The organism is Pseudomonas sp. R19M, from assembly GCF_050312585.1.
Lineage (GTDB): Bacteria > Pseudomonadota > Gammaproteobacteria > Pseudomonadales > Pseudomonadaceae > Aquipseudomonas > Aquipseudomonas palleroniana.
In genome coordinates, this window is record NZ_JBNPJV010000092.1 from 411,567 (window position 1) to 436,817 (window position 25,251).

Sequence of the window (25,251 nt, forward strand, 5' to 3'; positions counted from 1 at the left end):
TCGTACGCGGATATGTAGTATGAGTTCTCAATAATTCCACCCACCCCGCCTAATTCTTTTAATGAAGCCTCCAGAGCTTCAGCGGACAAGAAGGGTAAAGAAACCAACCACAGAACAAACTTTCTGAAGCACTCATCGGCCAAGAGCATTGTCGATATCCTTTATTAGCTGTTTAGCAAAATCAATATCTCGCTGACTGTAAGGGTATTTGCCGGGTGGTTGATTGTCAGCATTACGAACTAGATCACTTAGTCTATTACTGAGCTCGATGGCTTTTTGCTCATGCCCAGCGGGAGACAACATGTCGCCTGTAGCTTTCTCATAACGCACAGCGTCAGCCAATCCGCCGTTTCCGACCCTGCTGCCAGTTTTATCCGCACCGTAATACGAAGTCAGAATCTTTTCAAATTGGTCGCTATCTGCTGGCCGATAAGTGGAAATAGGGGTCAGACCACCATTCTTTATATTTTTAAAGAGCAACTCTGCTGAACTCTAAAAAACGCAAGTCGTGGTCTGACCCCTATTTTCGCGGGTGCTAGGCCGGCGTCAGATCACATCTAGGCCTCTACAATTAACAAGAGACATTCAAACCGCAAGCAGAGATAAAATCACGTATAGGTATATCAAGAAAGCTACTCTCTCCAGCGGAAAGAACATCTTGCAATGTGACGATGCCTTTTTCAAAGTCTAAAGAAACATCAAAGCAATTAAACTCGAACTCCCTGAACAGAACGCTCTTTGAGCAAATCCGCTCATCAAAGGCATCTTTCAAAATAGAGCGAACACTGTCGTCCAACTCTTGGGCGACAAATCGTTCTATTAGTGTGCCGCCACTACCCATAACCATTCCTAACTAGTATGGGAATGCAGTCTAAATCACACCACCCCGAACATTTATTTTGATTGTCGATCTTGGAGCGCCTGAGACGTTTGTTCCAATCACCTCACCTGCGTTGTACTCAATAACGTGCCCACCTGGGCCATTAGGAGTTACCTTCCCATATCTCAGTGCGTTATCAACATAACTAGAGACATCTTTAACAGATGTTCCTTGCGAGAACTTACTAACACTCGCTAGTCCTGAGTCAGGTCCATGGCGATAGAATACATGCTCAATACCTGTCATCAAACCACCTTTGTTATAACTGCTCGTGCTCCACGATGCATCTATTTGTCTTGGGGCTGGTGATGCCTTGATTGTGTCATCTACAACAGCCCCAGTTCCTTTTGCACCTAAAAGTAATCTAGCCAGTCACCGGACTTAACTTTCTGTCTCTTCTTAAGGAAATCCTCGTACCGGGATTTATATTTTTCAACATCTCTCTCAATATCTATAGAAATAAAACCACGCCCTCTCTCCTCTACAGATAAAGCTGTTAGCTCAATCTTCATCGGCGAAAGCTCTATCAAGACCCCTGAAACCTTAGACTTATGGAATATAAAGCTCTTTCCCCCGGCCAAGGGAAGGATTTCATCCATCACAGAAAACATTATTGCAGGGTTAGACATCTCAATTTTTTCACCATCTTCATAATTTTTCGAATAGTTTTCTGGTATGAGGAAAAGCTTATAATCAATAATAACCAGCCAACCATCTGGCTCAACAATATCGCCGACATTCATTATCACCTCCCTATCACAATAGCATTAACGCCTGTTGACATTGCGCCATCTAACAACCCTTGTTGAACACCTCTTGGCCCGACATATGGATCTCGTGTCATATAGTAACTTACGCCGTCAACAGACTTAACACCATCAACAATAATAAAGTGTTTTCCTTGGCCGGCGGGAACCTGAACGATAACACTCGCTCCTTCTTGCAGTGCTTTGCTTAACTGCTCAGGTAGCATTGTAGTGTTTACAGTATTTTTAACTCCCGCCTTAGATATCACATCTGATAATTCCAGAGTGTTAACGCCAGTCGGCCTGACCCCGTTTACAAAGCTTCCAATTGCATTGTCAAGGCTAATAGCCGCACCCGTTTTGTAAGTAATTGTCATTGCTGCGCAGGCTGGTCCGCATACAGAGCAAAATAGGGTCAGACCACCATTCTTTCTATAATTTTAAATAGCGCAAAAACGTGGTCTGACCCCTATTTCCTTTCATTTCAGGAACAAATGCTCCATCTTTAATCACATACTCTGCATCATCTATATAGCGTTTAAGATTATAAGAGTTCCGACCAAATGCTCCCATCAATTCTGAACTATGTTCTCCAAAGTGCTGAACCGCCTCATCACCCTTAAAAAACCTTGTTGCCGGGGAATGAGTCAGGAGCTTAGGACCATTATCGACAACAAGGTTCCCGCCAGTCGCCGCACTTGCACGGGTCTAGCCTGTCGCTTTTGTACAAACTAATCAAGTTCGTACGTAAATTTATCCTCCCATCCGAAACCTTCATCCTGCTGCTTGACTCGCTCTAGAACTTCTACGATTTCCTCAAATGAAGCGCCCAAATTCATCTTGGATACTTGAGCACTTTTCCACACTAAGACTACCGGCCTCTCTACGCCAGCGCTGAGCAAGTCCCATAATGCGTCCCGATTGAAACCATAAAACCCCTGCACGTCAAGTGCCGTCGCCAATTGCTGATGAAAATCCATTTCACTCATTATTTTTTTCCCGAGAATTACAACATTCACGCACACCACCTCACTTCCAACTTCCAATAGGTGCCACAGTCTTATAATGATCAGTCGTTATGTACAGTAGACCATCGTTGGAGTATAGCAACCTTGTCCCTGGCTGATTACTACGAGACATAGTACTGGTCAGCCCGACATCCGCCTCAAACCATGTCCTACCTGCCGAGGATGGAAGAACATTCGTACTATTCGCAAAAACGTCACCACCCATCTGCCCACTTGGAACGCTGTTGTTCAATGCTTTTCCAGGCTGCCATCCTTGTTGAGCAGCCTGTGCCTTAGTAACGTAATTACTCGGAAGTTGCCCCGTTGCTCGTAGACTGTCGACAATGCTATTTGCTGCCTCTGTTGTCTTGAGATCAAGCTTCAATCCAGCATAACTGGCGGCATTATGCGCTGCATTGTCTACAGACTTTTCTGCAACTTTTGCACCTGCGATCTCCTGCGCAGGAAGCGCATCACCACCATTTGCAGATACTACGGGCTTCTTGCCCGGCAACAGAATCGACACCCCCTCTCCACTTGCGAGTTTCGCGGTCCCCTTGAACAGCGCAATTTCCATCGCCGCCCGCGCAGCCGCGGTTCCATAGTCACGCATCGGGTTAACATCACCCGGGTAGGTATCAGAACTGAACGAATCAAGTACCTTTTGCCCCTGAGTGTATTGATAAGGCGTTAGCAGCTCCCCTGTCGCCTGCATCCCATCGTGAAAGGAAAGCGCACCTCCCAATCCGGAAAGCGCTGGTGCAGCACAACCCACAACTGTCACGCAGGCTGGCGTAGACAGTATTGCACCGCCGAAGCCCGCGGCGGCACCAATCGCCCCCAGCACAGCACGCCCCGCATTTCCAGAACGCTTCAGCGCCTCATCATTCTTCAGCAAATTATCGTTGGCTTTATCCCACCGCCCGTATTCATCAAAAGCACCAGTTGCCATCAGTTGCTTCTGAGCATCTTTAAAGCTGCCACCATCCAATTCGAGCTCACGGATGACTTTGTAGTTAGGGTCGTCAACCGGAACGGAGGCGCTGCAATGCACCAAGGCACAGGCGGCGGCTTTCAATTTATAGGCGTTGTCCGGATTGTCTTTCTGCAACGACTCAAGCGCGATTGTCTCTTTTTGATGCAGTTGGCGATTGTATTGATCCGCCATTTGCGACACCCAGGACGCCTTATTGACATCCCCTCCGGCCAAGCCTGCAGCAGTCAGTCCGACAATCTGCGCTACCCCTTGCCTCAACTCTGGTTGTTTGTCGAATGTATCGTTCAGAACCTGCGCCATTGCCTGACTCGCACCAGCAGCAATGGCCCCGGTCTTGAAGTCCCCACCCGTGGCACTGGATACAGCACCACCAAACAACGCGTGCATGGAGACACGAGCCACACCTCCCTCAGCCCACATCGCCATGCCATTGGTATCGCCTGCATTCTTAGCGGCCTGCCAATGCTCCTGGGCATAACTTCCCACGAAGTTAAACGCCGTCGCTGCCGCTACGTTCCCGGCCTGGGAGACCAGACCGCCCGTCACATTCTTGCCCAGGCTTCCGCCACCAATCGCGGTCTGGATGGCTCCGGTGGCCACACCTTGAGCACCCGCATGAACCGCAAACCCTCCAATCCCCTCCAGGGTACTGAGATCAAAACCTTTGGTCAGGTTATTGAACGGCTTGGTAGTGCCTCCCAGATTTGGATCGATGACACCCGTGGTGAAACCAGCGGCCAATCCGGAAATCAGCGCATTTTTTAAGCTGTCACTGCTGAACGTGTCTTTGAACGCCGCTCCGAGATTACCTTTGTTATTGATGACGCTAACCGCTCCCGTGCCGGCTAACGACGTCAAGGCACCTGTCGCGATAATGTTCCCGAGCCCTGCTGATGTCGCAGCAACTGCTGCGCTCGTTGACGTGGCGGCTGTCGCAGCAGTTCCGGCTGCCATCGCAGAACCAGATCCAGCCGTTGCACCTGCGAGCGAACCGACCCCGGCACTGGCAGCCCCCGCCGTCAATACCGTGACAATGATGATGATCGCCAGCATCGCCCCCTGCCCAAGGCTGGAGTTGCTGTACTTATAAGAGTCGTGCGTTTCCTTGATCAGCTTCCAATCAACATCCCCGCGTTTCTCGGCGTCCTTCAACCACGCCATCTGCGGATCGGCCTTCACCATCGCGTCAATTGCCTGGCTGACGGTCTGCTGATTGACCTGCTTGACGTCAATGTGCAAACCGTCAACAGCCTTGATGATGATGTCGCCCTTGGCAACCATCTGGGTCTGCCTGACGGTTTCATCGGTATTGCCCTTGCCACTCATGCTGTTCCAGGCCAGGCTGCTTTTGCTTTTCGCGTGGCTTTCCTGCTTGAGGTCTTTCACGCCCTCGAAGGTCACCGCACCACCACTGACAATCGCGATATCCTCACCACTGTCAAGCTTGGCCGCCTGATACACCTGATCACTGCCACTCTTGAGCGTCAGATCCCCCCCGCTCGTGATCTCACTCCCGATGTTGGTGACCTGCGTGACTTCATCCCTCTGAGTCTTCTTGCTCCCGAAACTCCCCTTCTTCTTCATGTCATACAGCGAATAATCGCTGTCTTCCGCCGCCAGCAACCCCAGCTTTCCACCCGCCACCAAATACGCTTCATCCCCCGCACTGACGCGGCTGGCAATCATCGCCAGGTCCTTGCCAGCACTCAGCGAAACATCCCCGCCGGCCTTGACCGACGTGCCCACCTGGCTCACATGGTCTTCCTGCGCCTTCACCTTCTTCAGGTTCAACGCCGAATGCTGCTCGTCCGCCGCCGAAGCCATCGTCAGGTCGCCCACCGCCGACATCGCCACATCCCGCTTGGCATCCATCTGGCTGGCAATTGCTGTCAGATCGCGGCCAGCAATCGCTGACAGGTCGCGACCCGCCGTCACCGATGAACCGTTCTGGGTAACGGAGCGGCTGTTGTTGCGGGCGCTGAGGTTCGCGTTGCTGTTGGCCTGCTCCACTGAGCCGAAGCTCAGGTCGCGGCCGGCCTGGATGGTGGTGTCGCGCCCGCTTTGCAGCACGCTGCCCTGGTTGGAGAAGTCGCGGCCGGCCCTGATGCTCATGTCGTTGGCCGCTTCGATACGTGCGGCGCTGTCGAGAAAGTCGCTGTGTTCGCTGATGACACCATCGCTGCTGTCGTGGCCGGTGACGGTGCGCTCGTTGATCACGTCGCCATTTACGGCGTTGCCGAATGAGTAGATGTCCTACAACAAGCCCTGAAACAGGAAAGTCTGAGGCGACAGCGCCTTGCTCCCTTGCCTACGCTTGCGTCAGAATCCGCCGGCTTGTGCGCTTGAGTGGGCGTCTCTAAGGTTGCTCGGTCGCTGAAAACTCAGTGATCGGGTTTAGTAGCCCGGGGTTATTCCAATCAGTGCATAAGCTTCATCTGTCGGACGACAACGTCCGTGCTTTATGGTGGCTGTGTGCAGGGCGTCCTCGGGCGCGCCGGCTTTCTTGGAATTCCCCGGTCTACTAACCTGCGCACAGCTGCCACCCCTTAGTTTAGTAGCTCAGAGGTGGCGGCCCTAAAGTGGGAAATTCCAAGTATGTTCAAAGTCACGCCTAATCCTCCAAGTAAGCCCGACCTGAAACTCAATCAGGCGGCGCATCGCGCCATAGATCACTACCTCAATCCAGAAACGGCTGCACCTCTGCCGCCGCCGGGCTTATTCAGTGTCGCACCCGACACCAGCTCAGAAACCCTGATCACCAACAGCTACGAAACCTTTTCCTCAGTCAGCGCCTTGCTGCTTGACCTGTCTGAGGACCTGACCGGGAAACCACGCGATGTAGCGCTGGCAATACACCAGTTGAGTGAGTTGGGGGTGTTGCTGATGGACAAGCTGATGGAACGGGAGGCAGCAGTAGCGGGCAGCTAAGCCTTTAACGCAGTACCGAGCCGTCGTAACGCCCAACGGCGGCTCGGTGTTTTTGCTATTGGGTTGTGCCGTGTCAACATATAGCTTGGTGCCGATAACTTTTAGACCTGCGTAAAGAAACGATGACGTGGCAACGAAAAAAAACAAAGAAAGCACTGTTGTATTCGGCGTGGGGGATTACTGTTTTGGCTTAATAGGGGGTTTGGTCAAGCAAGCATTAGAGGAGCCACCTCCGCCCAGAGGGAAACAGGGATAAGACCACCATTTTTTATATTTTCCCTGGCTTGCGGGAATGCCTGATTGACGTTTAGCTTTATTAAAAGCTCCACTTCGTCCGGCGCCTATAGGGCTAATATTCTCAGGAGTTGTGCCCTTTGCACCAACAACTTACGAAGAAAAAAAACGGCCATTTTCGTCCACCCAAATTATACCTGGCACTTCATAAAAATACATTGTGAGTGCTTCGTCACTTTCACTCACAACGCCTTCCGGCCACTTATCTTTCAAGAAAGACACGATCTGTTGCGCATCCAACCGCCAGTGAGACTCTTCATCATTAATCGAAAATTTCGGATGCGGATTATCAGAAGAAATATAGCAATCCGCATTTGGCGCTATAAATTTTATTCTTCCAGTAACAAGCAGATATTCGACCACAGAAAAAAAAGCATCTTTTTGCTGAGAAAACGATAGCTCAGGATTCCATGAACCAATTGCACTAAAAAGAGCCGATATCCACAGACCAAATGAATCACGTACTATTTCTTCAACAAATCTAATATCCATTATGGATTTCCAATCAGAAATTTTATTTCTGGATTATACGTTGTGCCTGCCGCGGCTTTAGGCACATCAATAGTCCAGGCTGGACCAGTCTGGCCAGATGAAGAGGAAAAATTTCGAAGCGTGAAATTCCCCTCAGGTGTATTAACAACATATATATCCCCTTTTCCAGGAATACTACGAGGAGACGGCAACTGCGTCGAGCCTGTCAACTGCGAAAAATACTGTTTAACTTCCACATCTGTGGCACCAGAAAATATTTTTGCATTTCCTGTGCTTGGAACCTCAATGAGCGAGCGGTCTCCGATTTGAATACCACTCCTTGTACCCGAAGAGCTAAACAGCTCCGTTATTTCGGTACTGCGGCTTATGCTTGGAATACCTTTTGCACCAACTTACAAACTACTTAAACGCCAAGCGCTCTCATCAAAGTCGAAGCATCCTTTAACAGTTCGGGATCTTGGCTTAAATTATTCACTTCGGCTAAAGCGCAAGCGGCTTCTTGCGCCAAACTTTTGTTTCCCTGCCAACACTCTGCACTCACACTTGCAAGAGCTGCAAGCAGCTCGCCGTCGTATTTCTCCCCTGCCAACACATCATCATGTAGCAACATCACAGCAAAGGGTAACAATTCATTAACAAAAAGATTTTGCCTAATTGCGCGACATACATCCCCTATACTTAAATGACCTAGTGGAGTATCGCATACCAAATGGTACCATTCGGTCAAAGACGAAGGGCTGTCTTCTGGCAACCAACCAATTTGAGTAAGTCTTTCCAACTCACGAAACGTCATATCCCGGCACCATTTAAAGCTGACTCAATACGATCGATAGTATCGACCGCTCGCTGGCGTGCAGCTTGCGCTGACGGTTCATTCACGCCCTTTAAGGTTTCCGCATGGTTCCGCAAACCTCGAAGAGTGTCGTTCATCTCTTTTAGGTGATCCCAATAACCACCGCCAGGCTTCGGAACAGGATTACCAGCCATATCCTTTAAGGTTCCCGTAATATCACTATCCTTGAAATTATTAAGAATATTGTCAATTTTTCCGATAGCTCTTTTTTGGCCTTGACTCAGCGTAGCCAGAGTGTCTCCAGCCCCTTTTGCACCAGCCTTTCCTGCTCCAAATACAATCGCAGCCCACTTAGCAACGTCGCTAACCTTATCAGGCTCAATACTGAAACCCAACCCTGCAGCAAAATCACCCGCTGCTTGCACCACCCCAGACGCGATCCCAGCCTCTACAATCTGAAGCTGGGCCGTCATATTGGTCAGCTGAACCACCGTGAGCACCCGTTTCATATCATCCGGGATGGTGGCGTCGACTCGGGCTTGAGAGATGAGTTCGTGGGTCTTACTGTAGTCCGCTACGTAATCTTTTGATGCAGCAAAGCAATCCTTGGGGCTACGCTCACAAAATGATTTCAGTGCCTTGTCATTTGCGTCGCTCAAGGATGCAAACTTATCTCTCACTTCATCGCAGTTGCTATTGTCAGCACAAGTTCTTGCCTCTTGGATTAACGCCTCTACCTCTTGGTGTCCAAGATGGTTGAAGACTGTCGCTTGTTGCGCAACCCAGCCTGCAACGTTTTGAGCTTTTTCATTTCCTCCTGCTACTGCCGCAACGGTCATTCCCAACAACTGGGAAGTCATTGCCAGAACTTGATCGTGCGCGATACCGGGGAACATTACGTCACCGTACTGCTCAATCAGCGCCTTGTTCGCACCCGCAGCAAGTGCCGATGTCGCAAAGTCACCTCCTGCTGCTTCGCCAATCAATCCACCGACAATGGCATGAACCGCAACTTTCGTAGACAAGCCAGTGCCAAGCAAACGATCACCAACCTTGTCATAAATCGCTCCTGTGAGAGCGTCAGATGCAAGGCCAATTGCCGCTTGACCAAGGTTATCGACAAAATTCCCACCGTTCGACACAGTTTTAAGCGCTGCGCTCACAGCGAGTCTTGAGCCCATATTGAGATCAAAACCGCTCATGCCACCACTAACACCTGCAACCACATAGCCTTTCAAGGCATCGGTGGATGTCACATCCTTCAACACAAGGCCCAGATTGCCTTTGTTATTGATTGTGCTAATCGCTGCGCCACTGGCCGCAGAGGTGATTACTGAAGTTAGGGCGACGTTAGCCCAACCCGCGGCAGTTGCCGCAGTCGCGGCCGTAGCCGCCGTTGTTGCCGTCGCAGCAGTTGCCGCAGTAGCAGCAGTTCCGGCTGCCATCGCAGAACCAGATCCCGCCGTTGCACCTGCGAGCGAACCGACCCCGGCGCTGGCAGCCCCCGCCGTCAATACCGTGACAATGATGATGATCGCCAGCATCGCCCCCTGCCCAAGGCTGGAGTTGCTGTACTTATACGAGTCGTGCGTTTCCTTGATCAGCTTCCAATCAACATCCCCGCGTTTCTCGGCGTCCTTCAACCACGCCATCTGCGGATCGGCCTTCACCATCGCGTCAATTGCCTGGCTGACGGTCTGCTGATTGACCTGCTTGACGTCAATGTGCAAACCGTCAACAGCCTTGATGATGATGTCGCCCTTGGCAACCATCTGGGTCTGCCTGACGGTTTCATCGGTATTGCCCTTGCCACTCATGCTGTTCCAGGCAAGGCTGCTTTTACTTTTTGCGTGGCTTTCCTGCTTGAGGTCTTTCACGCCCTCGAAGGTCACCGCACCACCACTGACAATCGCGATATCCTCACCACTGTCGAGCTTGGCCGCCTGATACACCTGATCACTACCACTCTTGAGCGTCAGATCCCCCCCGCTCGTGATCTCACTCCCGATGTTGGTGACCTGCGTGACTTCATCCCTCTGAGTCTTCTTGCTCCCGAAACTCCCCTTCTTCTTCATGTCATACAGCGAATAATCGCTGTCTTCCGCCGCCAGCAACCCCAGCTTTCCACCCGCCACCAAATACGCTTCATCCCCCGCACTGACGCGGCTGGCAATCATCGCCAGGTCCTTGCCAGCACTCAGCGAAACATCCCCGCCAGCCTTGACCGACGTGCCCACCTGGCTCACATGGTCTTCCTGCGCCTTGACCTTCTTCAGGTTCAACGCCGAATGCTGCTCGTCCGCCGCCGAAGCCATTGTCAGGTCGCCCACCGCCGACATCGCCACATCCCGCTTGGCATCCATCTGGCTGGCAATTGCTGTCAGATCGCGGCCAGCAATCGCTGACAGGTCGCGACCCGCCGTCACCGACGAACCGTTCTGGGTGACGGAGCGGCTGTTGTTGCGGGCGCTGAGGTTCGCGTTGCTGTTGGCCTGCTCCACTGAGCCGAAGCTCAGGTCGCGGCCGGCCTGGATGGTGGTGTCGCGCCCGCTTTGCAGCACGCTGCCCTGGTTGGAGAAGTCGCGGCCGGCCCTGATGCTCATGTCGTTGGCCGCTTCGATACGTGCGGCGCTGTCGAGAAAGTCGCTGTGTTCGCTGATGACACCATCGCTGCTGTCGTGGCCGGTGACGGTGCGTTCGTTGATCACGTCGCCATTTACGGCGGTCATGGTGACGTCGCGTCCGGAAATGATGCCGCCGGCCTTGTTGACGATGTTGTTGCCCGCCAGCAGGTCCAGTCGGTTGCCCGCTTCGATCAAGCCACTGTTGACCAGGTCGTTGCCGGCCTTGGCCGACAGGTTGTTGCCGGCACGCAAGGTGCCGACGTTGTTCAGGTTCTGGCCGGCGATCAGGCTGACGTCATTGCCCGCAATCAGCGCGCCGTTGGGCCCCAGGCGGTTGTTGGCGTTGGCCAGGTACAGCACCGGCACCAGCACCTCTTCGCCGTTGACCACGCTTTTTTCCAGCCAGACGATGTCGTGGGTCAGCGCCGCGACTTGCTCGGAGCTCAGGCTGACACCTACCGCCAGGTTCAGCGTTTGCTTGCTGGCGATGGCATTGTCCATCAAGTATTTGAACAGCTTTTCGTCGCTGGTTTGCCCATCGAGGAAACGCTGGCCGGTACGTGCGACGACGGCTTGCTGAACCAGGCGTTGTTCGTAGAAACCATCGCCCAGGCGCTTGGCACTCTCGTCCGGGTTGTAGCCCAGCCCGGACAGCAGGTAGTCCGAGCTCATGAATTGCTTCATGCCGGTGAGCACCGGGTTGGTTTCGACCAAGTATTTGTGCGGCTGCGACACCGCGCTCTTGTCTGGAAGACCCTGCACCCGGTTGACGGTCTGGCTGGCAACCGGAGTCGGTTCAGCCGCAGATGGCACAACTGCGACCACGGCAGGTCGGCTGCTGACGCTTGCGCCAGGCTGATCGACTGGCGGCGTGACCGACGGGGTCTCTCGTGGCAGAGGCGCCACCGGAACCACCACGGATGGCTGCGGCGCAACGACACTAACCGGTGTAACAGGAGCCTGTGGGATCAGGCCCGGCAGGTCAAGGTCGGGGCGCGTGCTACTCGGCGCAACGGCTACAACGCTGGTCGCGCGATCAGCAGTTGAGAGGCTTGGGACGTTCTGGTCAGGGCGGGTGCCGCCAGACGACGTTCCATCGGGTGTGGTCAGCACGATACGGGCGTCGCGCTCAGCGGGCGTCAGGCCTGACAGGTCGACATTCGGACGAGAGACATCAACCGTCGGCCGCGAGCCTTCAACAGGGTTTTGGGTGTTGATGCCATCGACCTGGGTGATATCGCCGCCGCTGGTACGGCCAGGTTGCAGCGTGACCGCATCGGCATTGCCTATGCCGGCGATGTTAACGGCACTGGCCCTGGCGTTGATTCCGCTGGCCTCGCGGGCCGTAACCGATACCTGTCGGCTGTTGGCGGAGAGCTGGGTGACCTCTTCCAACTGAATCGTCCGCCCCTGGGTTTCAGGAAGGGTCTGTTGGCGTTGCGCCAAACCGACGCTGGCGGCGCCAAGGGTCCAGCTCTGAGGCCCGGCATTAGCTTGAGCTGCTTGCCCGCTGCTGGCGCCCTGCCCGCTCAGGCGGAACAAACCATTCTGGCCGGTGGGCAGGCTGAAGCCCGGAAGCGCGAGGGGGTTCACTTGCTGTTGGGCCAGGTTGGGAGGCAACTGCGAATTGATGGAGATCGCCGTCGAATAGCCACTTCCTGCGCCTGTATCGGTTTTCGTGCGGCCGGCTGCTACATAGGCGTAGTAAGGACGCACCACGCTGTTGTTGATGTTCTGGGCAGCGTTCAGTGCGACGTTGCCCCCCGCCTGGATGACCGCATCGTAGGATTGGCCATCGCTATTGAGCGTGGTGGTTTTTTCGGAAAGCTTGCCGCCCCCCATGAGGCTGAGGAAATAGCTGAGGTCTGCTTCGACGGTCGCCGAGGGCGCAGGGCTATTTTTTGCATTGAAGTTGGCGGCCGCCGGCAGCGCCTGGAAGATTTGCGTGACAAAGTTCCAATACGTGCGGGTGGTCTTGATCTCCTGGGCTTGCACACCCTGGTTATTGATAGTGGTCGCGTTGGCGGTGAGGTTGCCCGTGGCAGCAATGGTGCTGCTCAGGTTGTTGAGCGTCTGGGCGTCGATCTGCATGTCAGCGCCGCTGCTGAGCGCCGAGGCCACGCTGCTGCGGGTAACGTTCAAGCGATCGATTTCATCGATTTGCCACAGACCATTTCGACGGCCTTTGCTGCGGAAGTCACATCCCGCACCTGGGATCAGGTTGCAGTCGAGTTCGGTGATCTTGACCGAACTTTTTTCATGCCCCGAATATTCCAACACGTCCCTGACGTTATTGACGGTCATGGCACTGACGGTCAGGTTTTTCGCACTCTCGACGGTGCCCGAACGGTTATCCAGCAAATCGGCTTTGGTCTGGCTGGCATCTTTGGCGATGAGGACATTACCCAGCCCGTAAACATCGGCGTAGGTGTTGGTAAAGCGGGTGGCCAGCAACTGCATGTCGCCGCCGCTGGTGATCAACCCATTGCTGTTGAGCAGGGTGTTGCTGCTGAGGGTCAGATTGGCGCCTGTCGCCAGTGTGCCGGTGTTGCTGACATCTGCTGCCGTGACGGTCATGTTGTTGGCCGAGGTCAGACGCCCGGCGTTAGTCAACTGGCCGCCCACGTTGATCGTGCTGTCCTGTCCGCCGGCAATACTCGCCGCCGTGCTCAAGTTCACTTGCCCGGCACTCAGGCCCAGGTTACCCACGCTGCTGTAACGCCCATTGCCGCCATAGCTGCCGGCCAGCGTCAATTGGGCCGTGCCATCGCTGGCGATCAAGCCATCGTTGTTCCAGTTACCACCACTGCCTACGAAGCTGTCAGACGCCAACAACTGGCCGCCTGCGGCTTGATTCAAGGTATTGACGCTCACCGTCAAACGCCCAGCCTGGATCACACTGCTGTTGGTCCAGGTATCAGCGGCCAGGGTCAAGCCCCCTTGGGTGACGACAGTGCCCCCGGCATTGGTCAGGTTCGCGGTGGCAATATCAAACGTGCCGGTGCCGCTGTGCAGCAGGCTGCCGCCCTGGTTCTGGAAGCTTGCGGCATTGAGGGTGAGGTCGCTGGTGCGCGTTTCCAGGCGACCGTTGCGGTTGTCGAATACGCCGCCGACCTGGAAGTCGGTCTTGCCGCCGCTGCCCATGGCGCGCAATTGGCCGCCCTGGTTGTCGAGGCTGCCGGCTTGCACATTCAGCAGGGTGTCGCTCTCGATAATCCCCGAGTGGTTGCTAAGTTGGCCGCTGAGCCCCAATTCAACCCGGTTCGCCGCCATTTGCCCGAAGCTGTTGTCCAGCCCCGCACCGCCGACCCGCAGCAGGTCCTTGGCGTACAGCCCGCCGTAGGCGTTGGCGAAATAATTGGCGTTGACCACGGCGTCGCCATTTTGCGCGGCGATACGCCCGTGTTGGTTATCCACGCTGCCAGCGATCAGGTTCAAGCGCTGGCCCTGAATCACGCCGGCCTTGCCGACCTGGCTATAGCCGTTCAGCAGCCTGTCAGCCACGTTGGCATCCAACAGGCCCTTGAGGCTGGCGAGTGTGCCGCCCTGGTTGTTCAGGGTATTGGCTTTGGCACTGACATCACCGCTTTGCGCCAGAAGCTTGCCATCCTGGTTATCCAGCTCACCGCTGACATCCAGGCTCAAGCCACTTTGGCCCTGTACCACGCCCGCCCGGTTACTCAGGCTGGCAGCCTTGACTTGCAGGTCTGCACCCTGGCTGTAGATCAAACCGTCGGCGTCGTTTTGCAGGACGCCGGTGCTGGTGATTGCTACGCGGTCCTTGCCGGCGATGGTGCCGTGCTGGCGGTTGTCGAGGCCGCCGGTGAGCAGCGTCAGCAGGCCCTGGCTGGCAATCTGGCCGCCCTGGTTGTTGACCTGGGCAGCGCGCTGCAACAGCAACGGGCCGGCGCTGGCCAGCTTGCCATTGGTGTTGTCGAGGATGCTCAGCAGGTTGAGGGTCAAGCGGCCGTTGCTGGCGAGCGTGCCGCCCTGGTTGTGCAGGTCGGTGCCGGTCACGGTGAGCGCCTGCTGCGCGTTGACGGTGCCGGCCTGGTTGTCGAGGGTGGCAGCTTGCAGGTCGAGGTCGGCGCCGCTGTCGATCAGGCCGCCGTTGGCGTTGTTCAGCCCGGCGCTGATCACCAGGCTTTGCCCGGCGCCGCTGGACAGGATGCCGCCGCTGTTGTCGAGGCTGACCGCCCGTACGCTCAGTTGCCCTTGGCTGACCAGGGCACCGGCACCACCATTGAGCAGTTCGCCGGAAAGGCCCACGTCGACTGCCCCGCTGCGGCTGGACAGGGTGCCGTTGTTGCGGTTGTCGAGGCGCCCGCCGTAGACGTTCAGACCCTGCCAACCGGAAACCAGGCCGCTCTGGTTGAGCAGGTTGGTCGCGTTGACGGTCAGCACCTGGCTGCTGATCAGCTTGCCGCCGCTGTTATCCAGGGTGCCGGTGCTCAGGGCGAGGTTTTGCTGGCTGGACAGTTCGCCGTTCTGGTTGTTGAAGGTGCGCAGTCGGTTGAGGGTCAACGGGCCTTTGGCGAGGATCAAGCCGTTGCGGTTATCCAGGTCGTTGTTGTTCAGGTCCAGGGTGACGCGTTGTTCACCCATGACACGGCCACCCGCCAGGCTTAGGGCGCTCAGGTTCAGGTCCATCGCGCCTTTGGCGGAGACCTCGCCGCCGCTGCCGGTGTCCAGGCTGGCGGCGCTCAGGTTAAGGGTGCCCTGGCTGTTGATCAGGCCGGCGGCACGATTGTCCAGCGCCATGGCGCTGAGGGTGACGCCTGCCGTACCGAGCAGGCTGCCGTTCTGGTTGTTCAGGTTGGCGCTGGTCAGGGTCAGCGCCTGCTTGGCACTGATCAAGCCCTGGTCCTGGTTGTTGAGCAGACCCTCGCTGGTCAGCTGCAGGTCGCTGCGGCTGGTCAGGGTGCCGCCGCGGTTGTCCACAGAGCCTGCCTGTGAGTTGAGGCTGGCCGCACCGATCAGGCCCTTGACGTTGGCCAGTGCCTGGGCGAGGCGCAGCGTCAGGTCCTGGTTGCTCAGCAGTTTACCGTTGCTGTTGTCCAGGCTTTGCGCGGCCAGGGTGAAGGCTTGGGCGCTGGAGATTTCACCGTTCTGGTTGTTGACGGCATTGAGGTTGTCGAGCAGCAGCGGGCCGAGGGTATTGATCAGACCGCCCTGGTTGTTCAACTGGCCGTTGTTCAGGTCGAGGCTCAGGCGGGTGTTGCTGAAGAGTTTGCCGCCCTGCTGGTCCAGGCCCGTGACACTGGCCGTAAGCGCCTTGGCGCTGCCGATGCTGCCACCGTTGTTGAGTTGGCCGGCGCTCAGGTTGAGCGTGTCGCCGCTGTTGAGGCGCCCGCTCTGGTTATTCAGCACGCCGGTGGTGACCGCAACCGGCCCTTTACCGCTCAGGCTACCTTGCTGGTTACCCAGGCCGGTGCTGCGCAGCACCAGGGCGCCATCGGTGACCAGTTCACCGTTCTGGTTGTTCAGTTGGCCGGTGACTTCGACACTCAAGCCCTGTGCGCTGGAGAGGCTGCCCTGCGTGTTGTTGAGGCTGCGCGCCTTGACGTCGAGGGTCCCCTCACTGCTCAGCAAGCCCTGGCTGTTGTCCAGGTCGCCGGCCAGTTCCACTTGCAGTGGTTGTTGGCTGAGGAGCTTGCCGCCACTGTTATCCAAGCCGGTGCCCGCCAGCATCAGGCGCTGGCCGCTGAGTTGACCGCCGTGGCGGTTGAGCAGTTGATCGACGCTGAGGTTCAGGCCACTGCCGGCGAAGACCTGGCCGTTGTCGCTGTTATCCAGTCGTTGGCCGGTGACGTTGACGTCGGCGTTGCTGGTCAATTCACCGGCGCGGTTGTCGATGCCGGCCACGTCGAGTGTCAGCGCTTTTGTGGCGCCGACCAGGCCGCCACGGTTATCGAGGCTGGCACCGCTGAGGTGCAGGGTGTCGGTGCCGATCAACTGGCCTTGCTGGTTGTCGAGGCGGTTCGCGTTGACCGTCAGTTCAGCCTTGCCGGCGATTTCGCCGCCACGGTTGTCCAGGTTGGCGCTGCCCAGTAACACCTTGCCGTCGCCCATCAGGGTGCCGCGCTGGTTATCGATCAGGTCGCCGGCACTGAGGTCCAGGACACCTCGGCTGCTGACCAGCCCCTCAGTGTTGTCCAGGCTGAGACTGCGGCTGTAGAGGCCGGCGCTGCTGATACGGCCTTTGAGGTTGGCCAGGGCCTGGTCGATGCGCAGGGTCAACGCCTGGTTGCTGATCAGCTTGCCGTTGCTGTTGTCGAGGTTGCGCGCTGCCAGGGTGAAAGCGTTCTGGCTGGAGATCTCACCGTTCTGGTTGTTGAGGTTGCCGAGGTTTTTCAGCACCAGGGTCGGTGCATTGATCAAACCGGCGTTGTTCAAGTCACCGTGGTTCAAATCCAGGTTCAGTTGGGTGTTACTGAACAACTCGCCACCCTGCTGGGTGAGGCCGGTGAGGCTGGCGTTCAGGCTGCCGGCGCTGGCTATGCGGCCGGCGTTGCTGACCTGGGCCGCCTTGAGGTCGAGGCTGTCGGCGCTGATCAGGCGCCCGCCCACGGTGTTGTTGAACAGGCCGGTGTCCAGGGTCGCGGCGCCCTGGCTTTTGATCAGGCCCTGCTGGCTGTTGTCGAGGCTCGCGCTGGTCAGGGCGAGGGTTTGGGCGGTCTCGAGGATACCGCCCTGGTTGAGCAGCTCATTGGCGCTGCTGATGTCCAGCGTACCGGCGCTGGAAACACTGCCGCCGGTGTTATCGATGCGTTGGCCGAGCAGTTGCAACGTCCCTTCACTGCTGATCTTGCCGTAGCTGTTATCCAGCCCCGCCGCCAGTTGAATCGCCAGCGAGCGCTGGCCGGCAACGGTGCCTTGGGCGTTATCCAGGCGCGTGCCGGTCAAGCGTGCATCCTGGGCGAACACCAGCCCCTTGGCCTGGTTGATCACCTGGGCCACGGCCAATTGCAGCGCTGTCCCGGCCAGCAGCTTGCCGCCGCTGTTGTCCAAGCGCTGGCCGCTGAGCTCGGCGTCTATCTGGCTGGAGATTTCGCCGGCCCGGTTATCGACGCTGTCGACCTTGAGTTTCAGCGCTTTTGTGGCCCCGACCAAAGCACCGTCGCGGTTCTCGAGGCGGGTGCCGGTGAGGGCCAGATTGCCTTGGGCAACCAGCTCGCCACCTTGTTGCGTCAAGATGCCGATGGTAGCGTCCAGGTCGGCCTGGCTGGCGATGCGCCCCTTGTCGTTATTGGCGTTTTCCAGCGCCAGACGTACCGGACCTGCGGCGCTGAGCAAGCCACCCTGGTTGCTCAGCGACTGGCCCGTGATGCCCAGGGCCTGCTTGCTGTTGAGCACGCCCTCGCGGTTGTCCAACTGGCCAACGTAGAGGTTCAGGTCCTGGTTGGCGCGGATCGCGCCGGCGCGGTTATCCAGGCTAGTGCCGCGCAGGGTCAGCAGGTTCTGCCCGGAAACACGCCCGCCACGGTTGTCCAGGCTCACCGCCTGAATGTCCATGAGCCCTTTGGCCATCACACTGCCCTTGGCCTGGTTGTCCAGCAAACCGTCGACTTTCACGCGCAGGCTGCCATCGCTGACCAGGCTGCCGGCCTGGCTGTTGTCCAGGCTCGCCGACGTGACTTGCAGGCGCTGGGCGGCACCAAGGGTGCCCGCCTGGTTAACCAGTGCGCCCTGGATCGCCAGGTCGAGGCTGACATCGCCCATCACCTGACCGTTGTGGTTGTTCAAGGTCATGGCGTTGACCACGCTGGCGCCGGCACTCGAGACTTCGCCGTCGACGTTGAGCAGGTCACCGGCCAACGCCAGGCTCAGGTCTTTCGAGCTGCTGAAAACGCCCTCGCTGTTGTCCAGGCTTGCCGCTTGAGCCGTGAGCCCGGCCGCAGAAACCTGGCCGTTGCGGTTGATCAACGCCTGATCGATCTTGAGGTCCAGCGCCTGGTCGCTCAGCACTTTGCCGTCGATGTTATCCAGGCTTTGCGCGGCCAGGGTGAACGCCTGTTTGCTGGAGATCTCGCCGCTTTGGTTGGCGACCGTCGCCAGGTTCTTGAGCAGCAGCTGGCCTGGCGCACTGATCAAGCCTGCGGCGTTGTTCAGGTGGCCTTTGTTCAGGTCCAGGGTCAGCGCACCCGTGCTGTAAAGCTGGCCCCCGCCGCGCTGGTCAAGCCCGGTGATGCTGGCGGTGAGGGTGTTGGCGCTGGCGATGCGACCCTGTCCACGGTTGTCCACCTGCCCTGCCGCCAGGTTGAGGCGCTCGGCGCTGGTCAGCCGTCCGCCCTGCTGGTTGTTGAAAGCGCCGGTAGTGACCTGCACGGCACCGTCACCGATGATTTTCCCGCCCAGGTTGTCGAGGCTGGCGCTGGCCAAGGTCAAGGCGACCGCGCTGAGCAACTCGCCTTTCTGGTTGCTGATCGCGCCCGAGGTGGTCAGTACCAGCGGTGCGGCGCTGCTGATACGCCCGCTGTCATTGGCCAGGCTGGCCGCGAGCAGGTTCAGGCCGCCATCGCTGCGCAGCGCACCTTGCTGGTTGTTCAGGTAATCGCTCAAGGTGATGCCGAGGCCGCGCCTGGCGTACAGGCTGCCCTGGGCGCTGTTGTCCCATTGCGCGGCGTTCAGGTTGATCGACTGCTGCCCGGAGATGATGCCCTTGAGCTGGTTGTTCAAGCGCTGCAGGGTCAACTGCATGTCGCCGTTAGCCAGCAGGCGCCCGCCGGCGCTGTTGTCGAACTGCTGGCCGGTGAGCGTCAGGTCGGTGACGCTGGAGACTTCCCCGGCGCGGTTATCCAGCGTGTCCACCGCCAGGGTCATGGCCTGGCCTGAGTTGAGCAAGCCGCCGTCACGGTTATCCAGCGTGGTGCCGTTGACCTGCAATTGCCCCACCGCCGCGACGCTGCCGCCACGGTTGTCGAATTGGCCGACGCTCAGGTTCAGGTGATTCTTGCCGGTAATACGGCCTTTGGCCTGGTTATCCAGGCTGGCAGCCGTCAATTGCAGCTGGGTAGTGGCGGCCAACAGCCCCGCCTGGTTGAGCAGCTGACCGCTGATCAAGGCGCTCAGGACACCGTCGCTGGTGAGCTTGCCCTGGGTATTGTCGAGGCTGCCGGCGCTCAGGTTCAAGACCTGGCCCGTGACAAGGCGGCCGTTGCGGTTGGCTACCGCGCCCGAGTGCTCAAGGGTGAGCCGGTTGTCGCCCTGGATCAGCCCCTGGCTGTTGTCCAGCGACGCCCCCGTGAGGGTGGTACTTGCGCCGAGGATTTCGCCCTGGCGGTTGTCGAGTGCCGTGTCGACCTGCGCCGTCAGGTTGTCGCGGACCTTGAGCGAGCCCTCGGCATTCACCAGGCGATCAGCGCGCAAGTCCAGGCCAGTGGCGGAAACCAGGCCCTTGGTATTGTCCAGGGCCTTGGCAATGCGCACGATCAGCCCTTGTTCGCTGAGCAACTTGCCGGCGCGGTTATCCAGGCTGTCGGCGCTGAACGTCAGCGCCTGGGTACTGGAGATTTCGCCGCCCTGGTTATCCACGCTGGCCAGGTTGTTCAGCAGCAGCGCACCGGGGGCATGAATCAAGCCGCCCTGGTTGTTCAGGTGGCCGTGGTTGAGGTCCAGGCTCACACCCGCCTGGCTATAGAGGCGGCCATCGCTGTGTTGGTCAAGGCCCGTGACGGACGCCGTGAGTTGCTGCTGGCTGGTGATGCGCCCGCCGGCACTGTTGTCTACCGGCCCGGCCGTGAGCACCAGGGTGCCATCGCTGTTGAGCGTGCCTTGAGCGTTGCCCAACGCGCCCTTGGCCGACACGGCCAGTTGTTGCTTGGAATAGAGTTTGCCGCTGCTGTTATCCAGGCTGGCCGCCGTGATGTCCAGCGCCTGGGCGCCAAACACCAGGCCCTGACGGTTATCCAGGGCGCCAAGGCTGGTGAGGTTCAGCGTGGCATCGCCCTGGAGCAAGCCCTCTCGGTTATCCAGGGAGCCGGTATTGACCGAGGCGGTGCGCGCCAACAGTTTACCGTTGCGGTTGTCCAGCGCAGCGTCGACCTGCACCGTCAGGCCGTCAGTCGCACTGAGTGTGCCGCCGAGGTTGTCCAGGCTGCCGGCACGCAGGTCCAGCGCCTGGGCGGACAGCAGGCCCAGGGTGTTGTCCAGGGCGCGCGCAATTCGCAGGGTCAGCGCCTGTTCACTGAGGACTTTGGCGTTGCGGTTATCCAGCGCATCGGCCGCCAGGGTAAACGCCCGGCTACTGGAGATTTCCCCGCCCTGGTTGGCGACGCTGTTGAGGTTGCTCAGCCGCAATTGACCCGGTGCGGTGATGGCGCCGCCCTGATTGTTCAGATGGCCGCGATTGAGATCCAGGCTGACGTCGCCCTGGCCGAACAGGCGACCATCGTTGTGCTGGTCCAACCCCGTCACGCTGGCGCTGAGCGACTGCCCGCCGCTGATGCGCCCACCGTCGCTGTTATCCACCTGGCCTGCCTTCAGGCTCAATTGGGCATCACCACGCAAGCGTCCCTGCTGGCTGTTGTTCAGGGCACCGTCCAACGCCAGGTCGAGATTCTGGTTGGCATACACGCTGCCCTGGCGGTTATCCAGGCTGGCCGCGTTGATTTTCAAGACACCGACCGCTGCGAGGTTGCCGTTGCGGTTATCGAGCGTGGTGCCGACGAGGGTCAGGTCGGCTTTGCTGCTGATGCGTCCCTGGCGTTGATTATCCAGACTGCCCAGGTTCAGGCGTAGATGACCGGTGGAAGCCAGCAAGCCTGCCTGGTTGAGCAACTGCCCGGCGATCACGGCGGTCAGGGCGCCGTCGCTGGTCAGCGTGCCTTCGCTGTTATCCAGGCTGGCGGCATTGAGGGTGAAGGTCTCGCCGGCCGCCAGGGTGCCGTGCTGGTTGATCAGGGCAGCGCTGCTGAGGGCCACACTGCGATCGCCTTGGACGCGCCCTGCGCTGTTGTCGAGTGAACCGGCGGTCAACGCCAGGTCATTGGCCAGCAACTCGCCGCTGCGGTTATCCAACAGCCCATCGACGCCGAGGTTCAACGCGGTACGCGCAGACAATTTGCCGCCCTGGTTGCTCAAGCTCCCAGCTCGGGCGTCGAGGCTTGTGGCCGACACCAGGCCTTTGGCGTTCGCCAGCGCACGGGCGATACGCAAGGTCAGGGCCTGCTCGCTCAAGACCTTACCCAGGGTGTTATCCAGGCTGTCCGCTTGCAGGCTGAAGCCGGTGGCGCTGGAAATTTCCCCGCCCTGGTTGTCGACGTTGTTGAGGTTATTCAACAGTAACGACCCCGGTGCGTTGATCAATCCACCCTGGTTGTTCAGATAGCCGCGATTGAGGTCCAGGCTCAAGTCGCCCTGGCTGTAGAGACGACCGTCGTTGTGCTGGTCCAGGCCGGTCACATTCGCGCTGAGGCGCTGGCCGTTGATACGCCCGCCGCTGCTGTTATCCAGCAACCCGGTGCGCAATTGCAGGGCGCCGCCGGCGCTGAGCTGGCCGCCCTGGTTGTCCAGGTCGGCGCTGTTCAGTTGCAGGTCGGTGCCTGCGCTGAACAACCCGCTCTGGTTAAGCAGGTGACCGGCAATGGCGGCGGTCAACGCGGCATTGCTGGTGAGCTTGCCAAGGGTGTTGTCGAGGCTGGCCGCAGTGAGTTGCAGGGTCTGACTGCTTGCCAGGGTGCCATTGCGATTGCTCAGGTCGCCGCTGTTGATCTTCAGCAGAGTGTCGCCCTGTATCCGACCTTGGGCGTTGTCCAGCACGCCCGCCGTGAGCCGCACATCGCGGCCCAGGATTTCGCCATTGCGGTTGAGCAGTGTGGCGTCGACGTCGTGGGTCAGGCCGTTCTGCGCCACAAGATGACCGTCGCTGTTGTCGAGATTGCCGGCGTGTACCTGCAACGATGCGGCGCTCACCCGGCCTGCAGCGTTATTCAACGCCTGGGCAACGGCCAGCATCAGCGACTTCTCGCTCAAGACCTTGCCGCCGCGGTTATCCAGGCTGTCGGCTTGCAGCGTGAAGCCGGTAGTGCTGGAGATTTCCCCGTTGCGATTGTCGACGGTATTGAGGTTGTTCAGCAGCAACTGGCCGGGCGTGCCGATCACGCCTGCCTGATTGTCCAAGTGCCCACGGTTGAGGTCCAGCGCCAGCCCGAGCTGGCTGGAGATACGGCCGCCGCCGTTGTTCAAGCTGCCCACATTGACCTGGCTCGCGCCGACAGCACTGACGCTGCCGCCACGGTTATCCAGCACCCCCGTGACCCGAGCGTTCAGCGCAGCGCGACTGTTCAGGCTGCCGTTCTGGTCATTGACTAGGCCGGCGGCATCGATTTGCAGGCCGGCGGCCGCAATCAGCCCCGCACCGTTATTCAAGACCTGGGCAATCTGCAGGGTCAGCCCCTGGTCGCTGAGCAGCTTGCCGGCCGCGTTATCGACCGTGCGTGCGGCGACGGTAAACGCCCGCGCACTGGAAATCTCACCTTGGCGGTTATCCACGCTGTTGAGGTTGCCAAGGGTCAACTGCCCAGCGGCGTTGATCAGCCCGTTGCGGTTGTCCAGGTGACCCTGGTTGAGGTTCAGGCTCAAGTCGGTGTTGCTGTATAAACGCCCGCCGTCGTGTTGATCGAGGCTGCCGAGATTCGCGTTCAAGCCTTGAGCGCTGGCGATCCGACCAGCGCCGCTGTTATTCACCGCGCCCGCCGTCAGGTCGAGGGCCTGGCCGCTGGTGAGCGCCCCACCCTGCTGGTTATCCAGTGCACCGACCTTGACTGTCGCGTTGCCGCTGGACTCGATACGGCCCTGCTGTTGGTTGGCCAGGCTGCCACTGAGTTCAACAGCGAGCGTGCCTTGGCTGGTCAGCGATCCTTGTTGGCTGTTGTCCAGGGAAGCGGCATTCAACTGCACGGCCTGGTGCGCAGCGATCCGCCCGGCCTGGTTGTTGATGGCGGAACTGGCATTCAAGTTCAAGGTTTGCCCGGCCGACACCAGGCCTGCCACGTTATCCAGCATCGCCACCTGCAAGCTGGCCTGGCCAAGGCTCGACAGTTCGCCATTGCGGTTGATCAACTGGCCGACCGTTGCCGTCAGTGCTGCGCTGCTGGTCAACAGGCCGCCCTGGCTGTTGAGCAACTGCCCCGCGTTCACGCCGAGGCTGCCGGCGCTCAAGATTCGGCCCTGGTTCTGGTTGTCCAGGCTCGTGGCGCTCAGCTGCGCATTGCGCTGAGCGCTCAAGGTGCCGCCTTGGTTGGTGAGTTCGCCGGTGTCGAGGCTGAGGTCGCGACTGGCAATGATGGTCTTGCCGGTATTGTCGATGGCTTGGGCTGTCAGGCGCACATCACCCTGGGCATTGCGGCTGTTGTCGGGGTTGACGCCGGCTTCGATAATCCCGCTGTTGGTCAATCGCCCGCCCGCGTCCAGCGTGAGGCTGTCCTTGGCGGCCAGGGTTTGTTGGTTGGCCAGTGCGCCTTGGGTTTTCACCGACAAATCGGTGCCGGCATACACTGCGCCCTTGGCTTGCACACTGGCCGCATTGACCGCCAGCGCCGTACCGGCGGAGGTCTGCCCCATGATCACATTGCCTGCGGCGTCAATCCGAATATCACCACCGGCCACCATGTCGCCCGACAACCGCACGCCAACACCGGCCTCGGTGCCGATCAGCTTGACCGCGCCGACATACATCCCACCCAGCGCCGACGAGTCGATGGCCAGGTCCGGTGCCTGGCTGCCATCCGCTGCGCGCGCGGTGGCATTCAAGGTGCGTGCGTCCACATCGTTGCGACCGGCGACGATGGTGAGTTTTTTCGCCTGGATCTGCGCATTGATCGTGGTGGCGCGGGTGATGATTTCGAACTGGTCGACGTTACTCGCATTCAGGCCGGCGCCATCGATGGCGACAGTGCCTTGGTCAACCTGATAGCGGTTGATCTGGCCGTTTTCGATCACGGCCTTGCCGGTGGTCAGCGTGGCTTGCGGGGTGTTGATGAAACCGCAGCCATTGCAGCTGATACCGTAGGGGTTGGCGACAATCACATGGGCCGACTGCCCCGCCACTTCAGTGTAACCGCGCAGCTGGCTGGGGCTGCCGCCGTTGACCTCATTGAGGATGACGTTGGCGGCGCTGCCGTGGAAATTCGGGTTGCCGACGATGATGCCACCCAATTGGGTGTATTGGGTGCGGTCGGTGGCGTTGTTGAGGATCACCCCGTTGGCACCGACGTTGTAGTCATGAAACTGGTTGTGCGACAGGCCGTTGGCGTTGGGTGCGGCAATGTTGACGATCGGCACGCCATTGCCCGCTTGCGCGAGCGTGGTGCCGGGCGCACTGACCACGATACCGTCCGCCTGAGCCAGCAGCGGTTGCCAGAACATGGCGTTGGCCAGGATCAACGCCAACCCTCGTTTAGGCAGCCCCAGGAAGTGGGTGCGGCTTTTTACGGCAGCAGAAGGCTGGCGCGCGAGGAAAGCGAACTGGCGAACGTCCATGTCATGTCT

At 58.5% G+C, this 25,251-nt stretch carries 9 protein-coding genes and 1 pseudogene; 1 reads left to right on the plus strand and 9 read right to left on the minus strand.

Annotated features, from left to right (window positions below; genetic code table 11):
- Nucleotides 1–132: 132 nt before the first annotated feature.
- The 6 genes and pseudogenes from ACQRBT_RS23185 to ACQRBT_RS23210 all read right to left on the minus strand — a co-directional run.
- Nucleotides 133–480 (minus strand): hypothetical protein, encoded by a 348-nt coding sequence (locus tag ACQRBT_RS23185; protein WP_412045996.1) that lies wholly within the window; start codon nucleotides 478–480, stop codon nucleotides 133–135.
- Between the two features lie 91 nt (nucleotides 481–571).
- Nucleotides 572–841, minus strand: a complete 270-nt coding sequence (locus ACQRBT_RS23190; RefSeq protein WP_412045995.1) for a hypothetical protein — start codon at nucleotides 839–841, stop codon at nucleotides 572–574.
- 392 nt (nucleotides 842–1,233) lie between these two features.
- The gene (locus tag ACQRBT_RS23195; protein ID WP_412045994.1) at nucleotides 1,234–1,623 is read right to left on the minus strand and encodes a hypothetical protein; all 390 of its coding nucleotides are present in this window, start codon (nucleotides 1,621–1,623) and stop codon (nucleotides 1,234–1,236) included.
- Between the two features lie 2 nt (nucleotides 1,624–1,625).
- Nucleotides 1,626–2,003, minus strand: coding sequence for a hypothetical protein (locus ACQRBT_RS23200; protein WP_412045993.1), 378 nt, complete (start codon nucleotides 2,001–2,003; stop codon nucleotides 1,626–1,628).
- A 354-nt stretch (nucleotides 2,004–2,357) separates the two neighbouring features.
- The gene (locus ACQRBT_RS23205; RefSeq protein WP_427851686.1) at nucleotides 2,358–2,654 is read right to left on the minus strand and encodes a barstar family protein; all 297 of its coding nucleotides are present in this window, start codon (nucleotides 2,652–2,654) and stop codon (nucleotides 2,358–2,360) included.
- 1 nt (nucleotide 2,655) lies between these two features.
- Nucleotides 2,656–5,862: pseudogene (locus ACQRBT_RS23210) on the minus strand (DUF637 domain-containing protein); the annotation flags it as partial.
- 363 nt (nucleotides 5,863–6,225) lie between these two features.
- Here ACQRBT_RS23210 and ACQRBT_RS23215 point away from each other — a divergent pair.
- A complete protein-coding gene (locus ACQRBT_RS23215; RefSeq protein WP_060752854.1) occupies nucleotides 6,226–6,558 on the plus strand; it encodes a DUF6124 family protein in 333 nt (110 codons plus the stop codon).
- Between the two features lie 387 nt (nucleotides 6,559–6,945).
- Here the strand turns inward: ACQRBT_RS23215 and ACQRBT_RS23220 are convergent, their stop codons facing one another.
- From ACQRBT_RS23220 to ACQRBT_RS23230, 3 genes are all read right to left on the minus strand, one after another.
- Complete coding sequence (locus tag ACQRBT_RS23220) at nucleotides 6,946–7,344, minus strand: hypothetical protein (RefSeq protein ID WP_158683624.1); 399 nt, start codon at nucleotides 7,342–7,344, stop codon at nucleotides 6,946–6,948.
- A gap of 403 nt (nucleotides 7,345–7,747) precedes the next feature.
- On the minus strand, nucleotides 7,748–8,137 hold the full coding sequence (locus ACQRBT_RS23225) for a contact-dependent growth inhibition system immunity protein (RefSeq protein ID WP_412045991.1): 390 nt from the start codon (nucleotides 8,135–8,137) through the stop codon (nucleotides 7,748–7,750).
- Nucleotides 8,134–25,242 (minus strand): filamentous hemagglutinin N-terminal domain-containing protein, encoded by a 17,109-nt coding sequence (locus tag ACQRBT_RS23230; protein ID WP_412045990.1) that lies wholly within the window; start codon nucleotides 25,240–25,242, stop codon nucleotides 8,134–8,136. The genes ACQRBT_RS23225 and ACQRBT_RS23230 overlap by 4 nt, the downstream gene beginning before the upstream one ends.
- Nucleotides 25,243–25,251 lie beyond the last annotated feature (9 nt).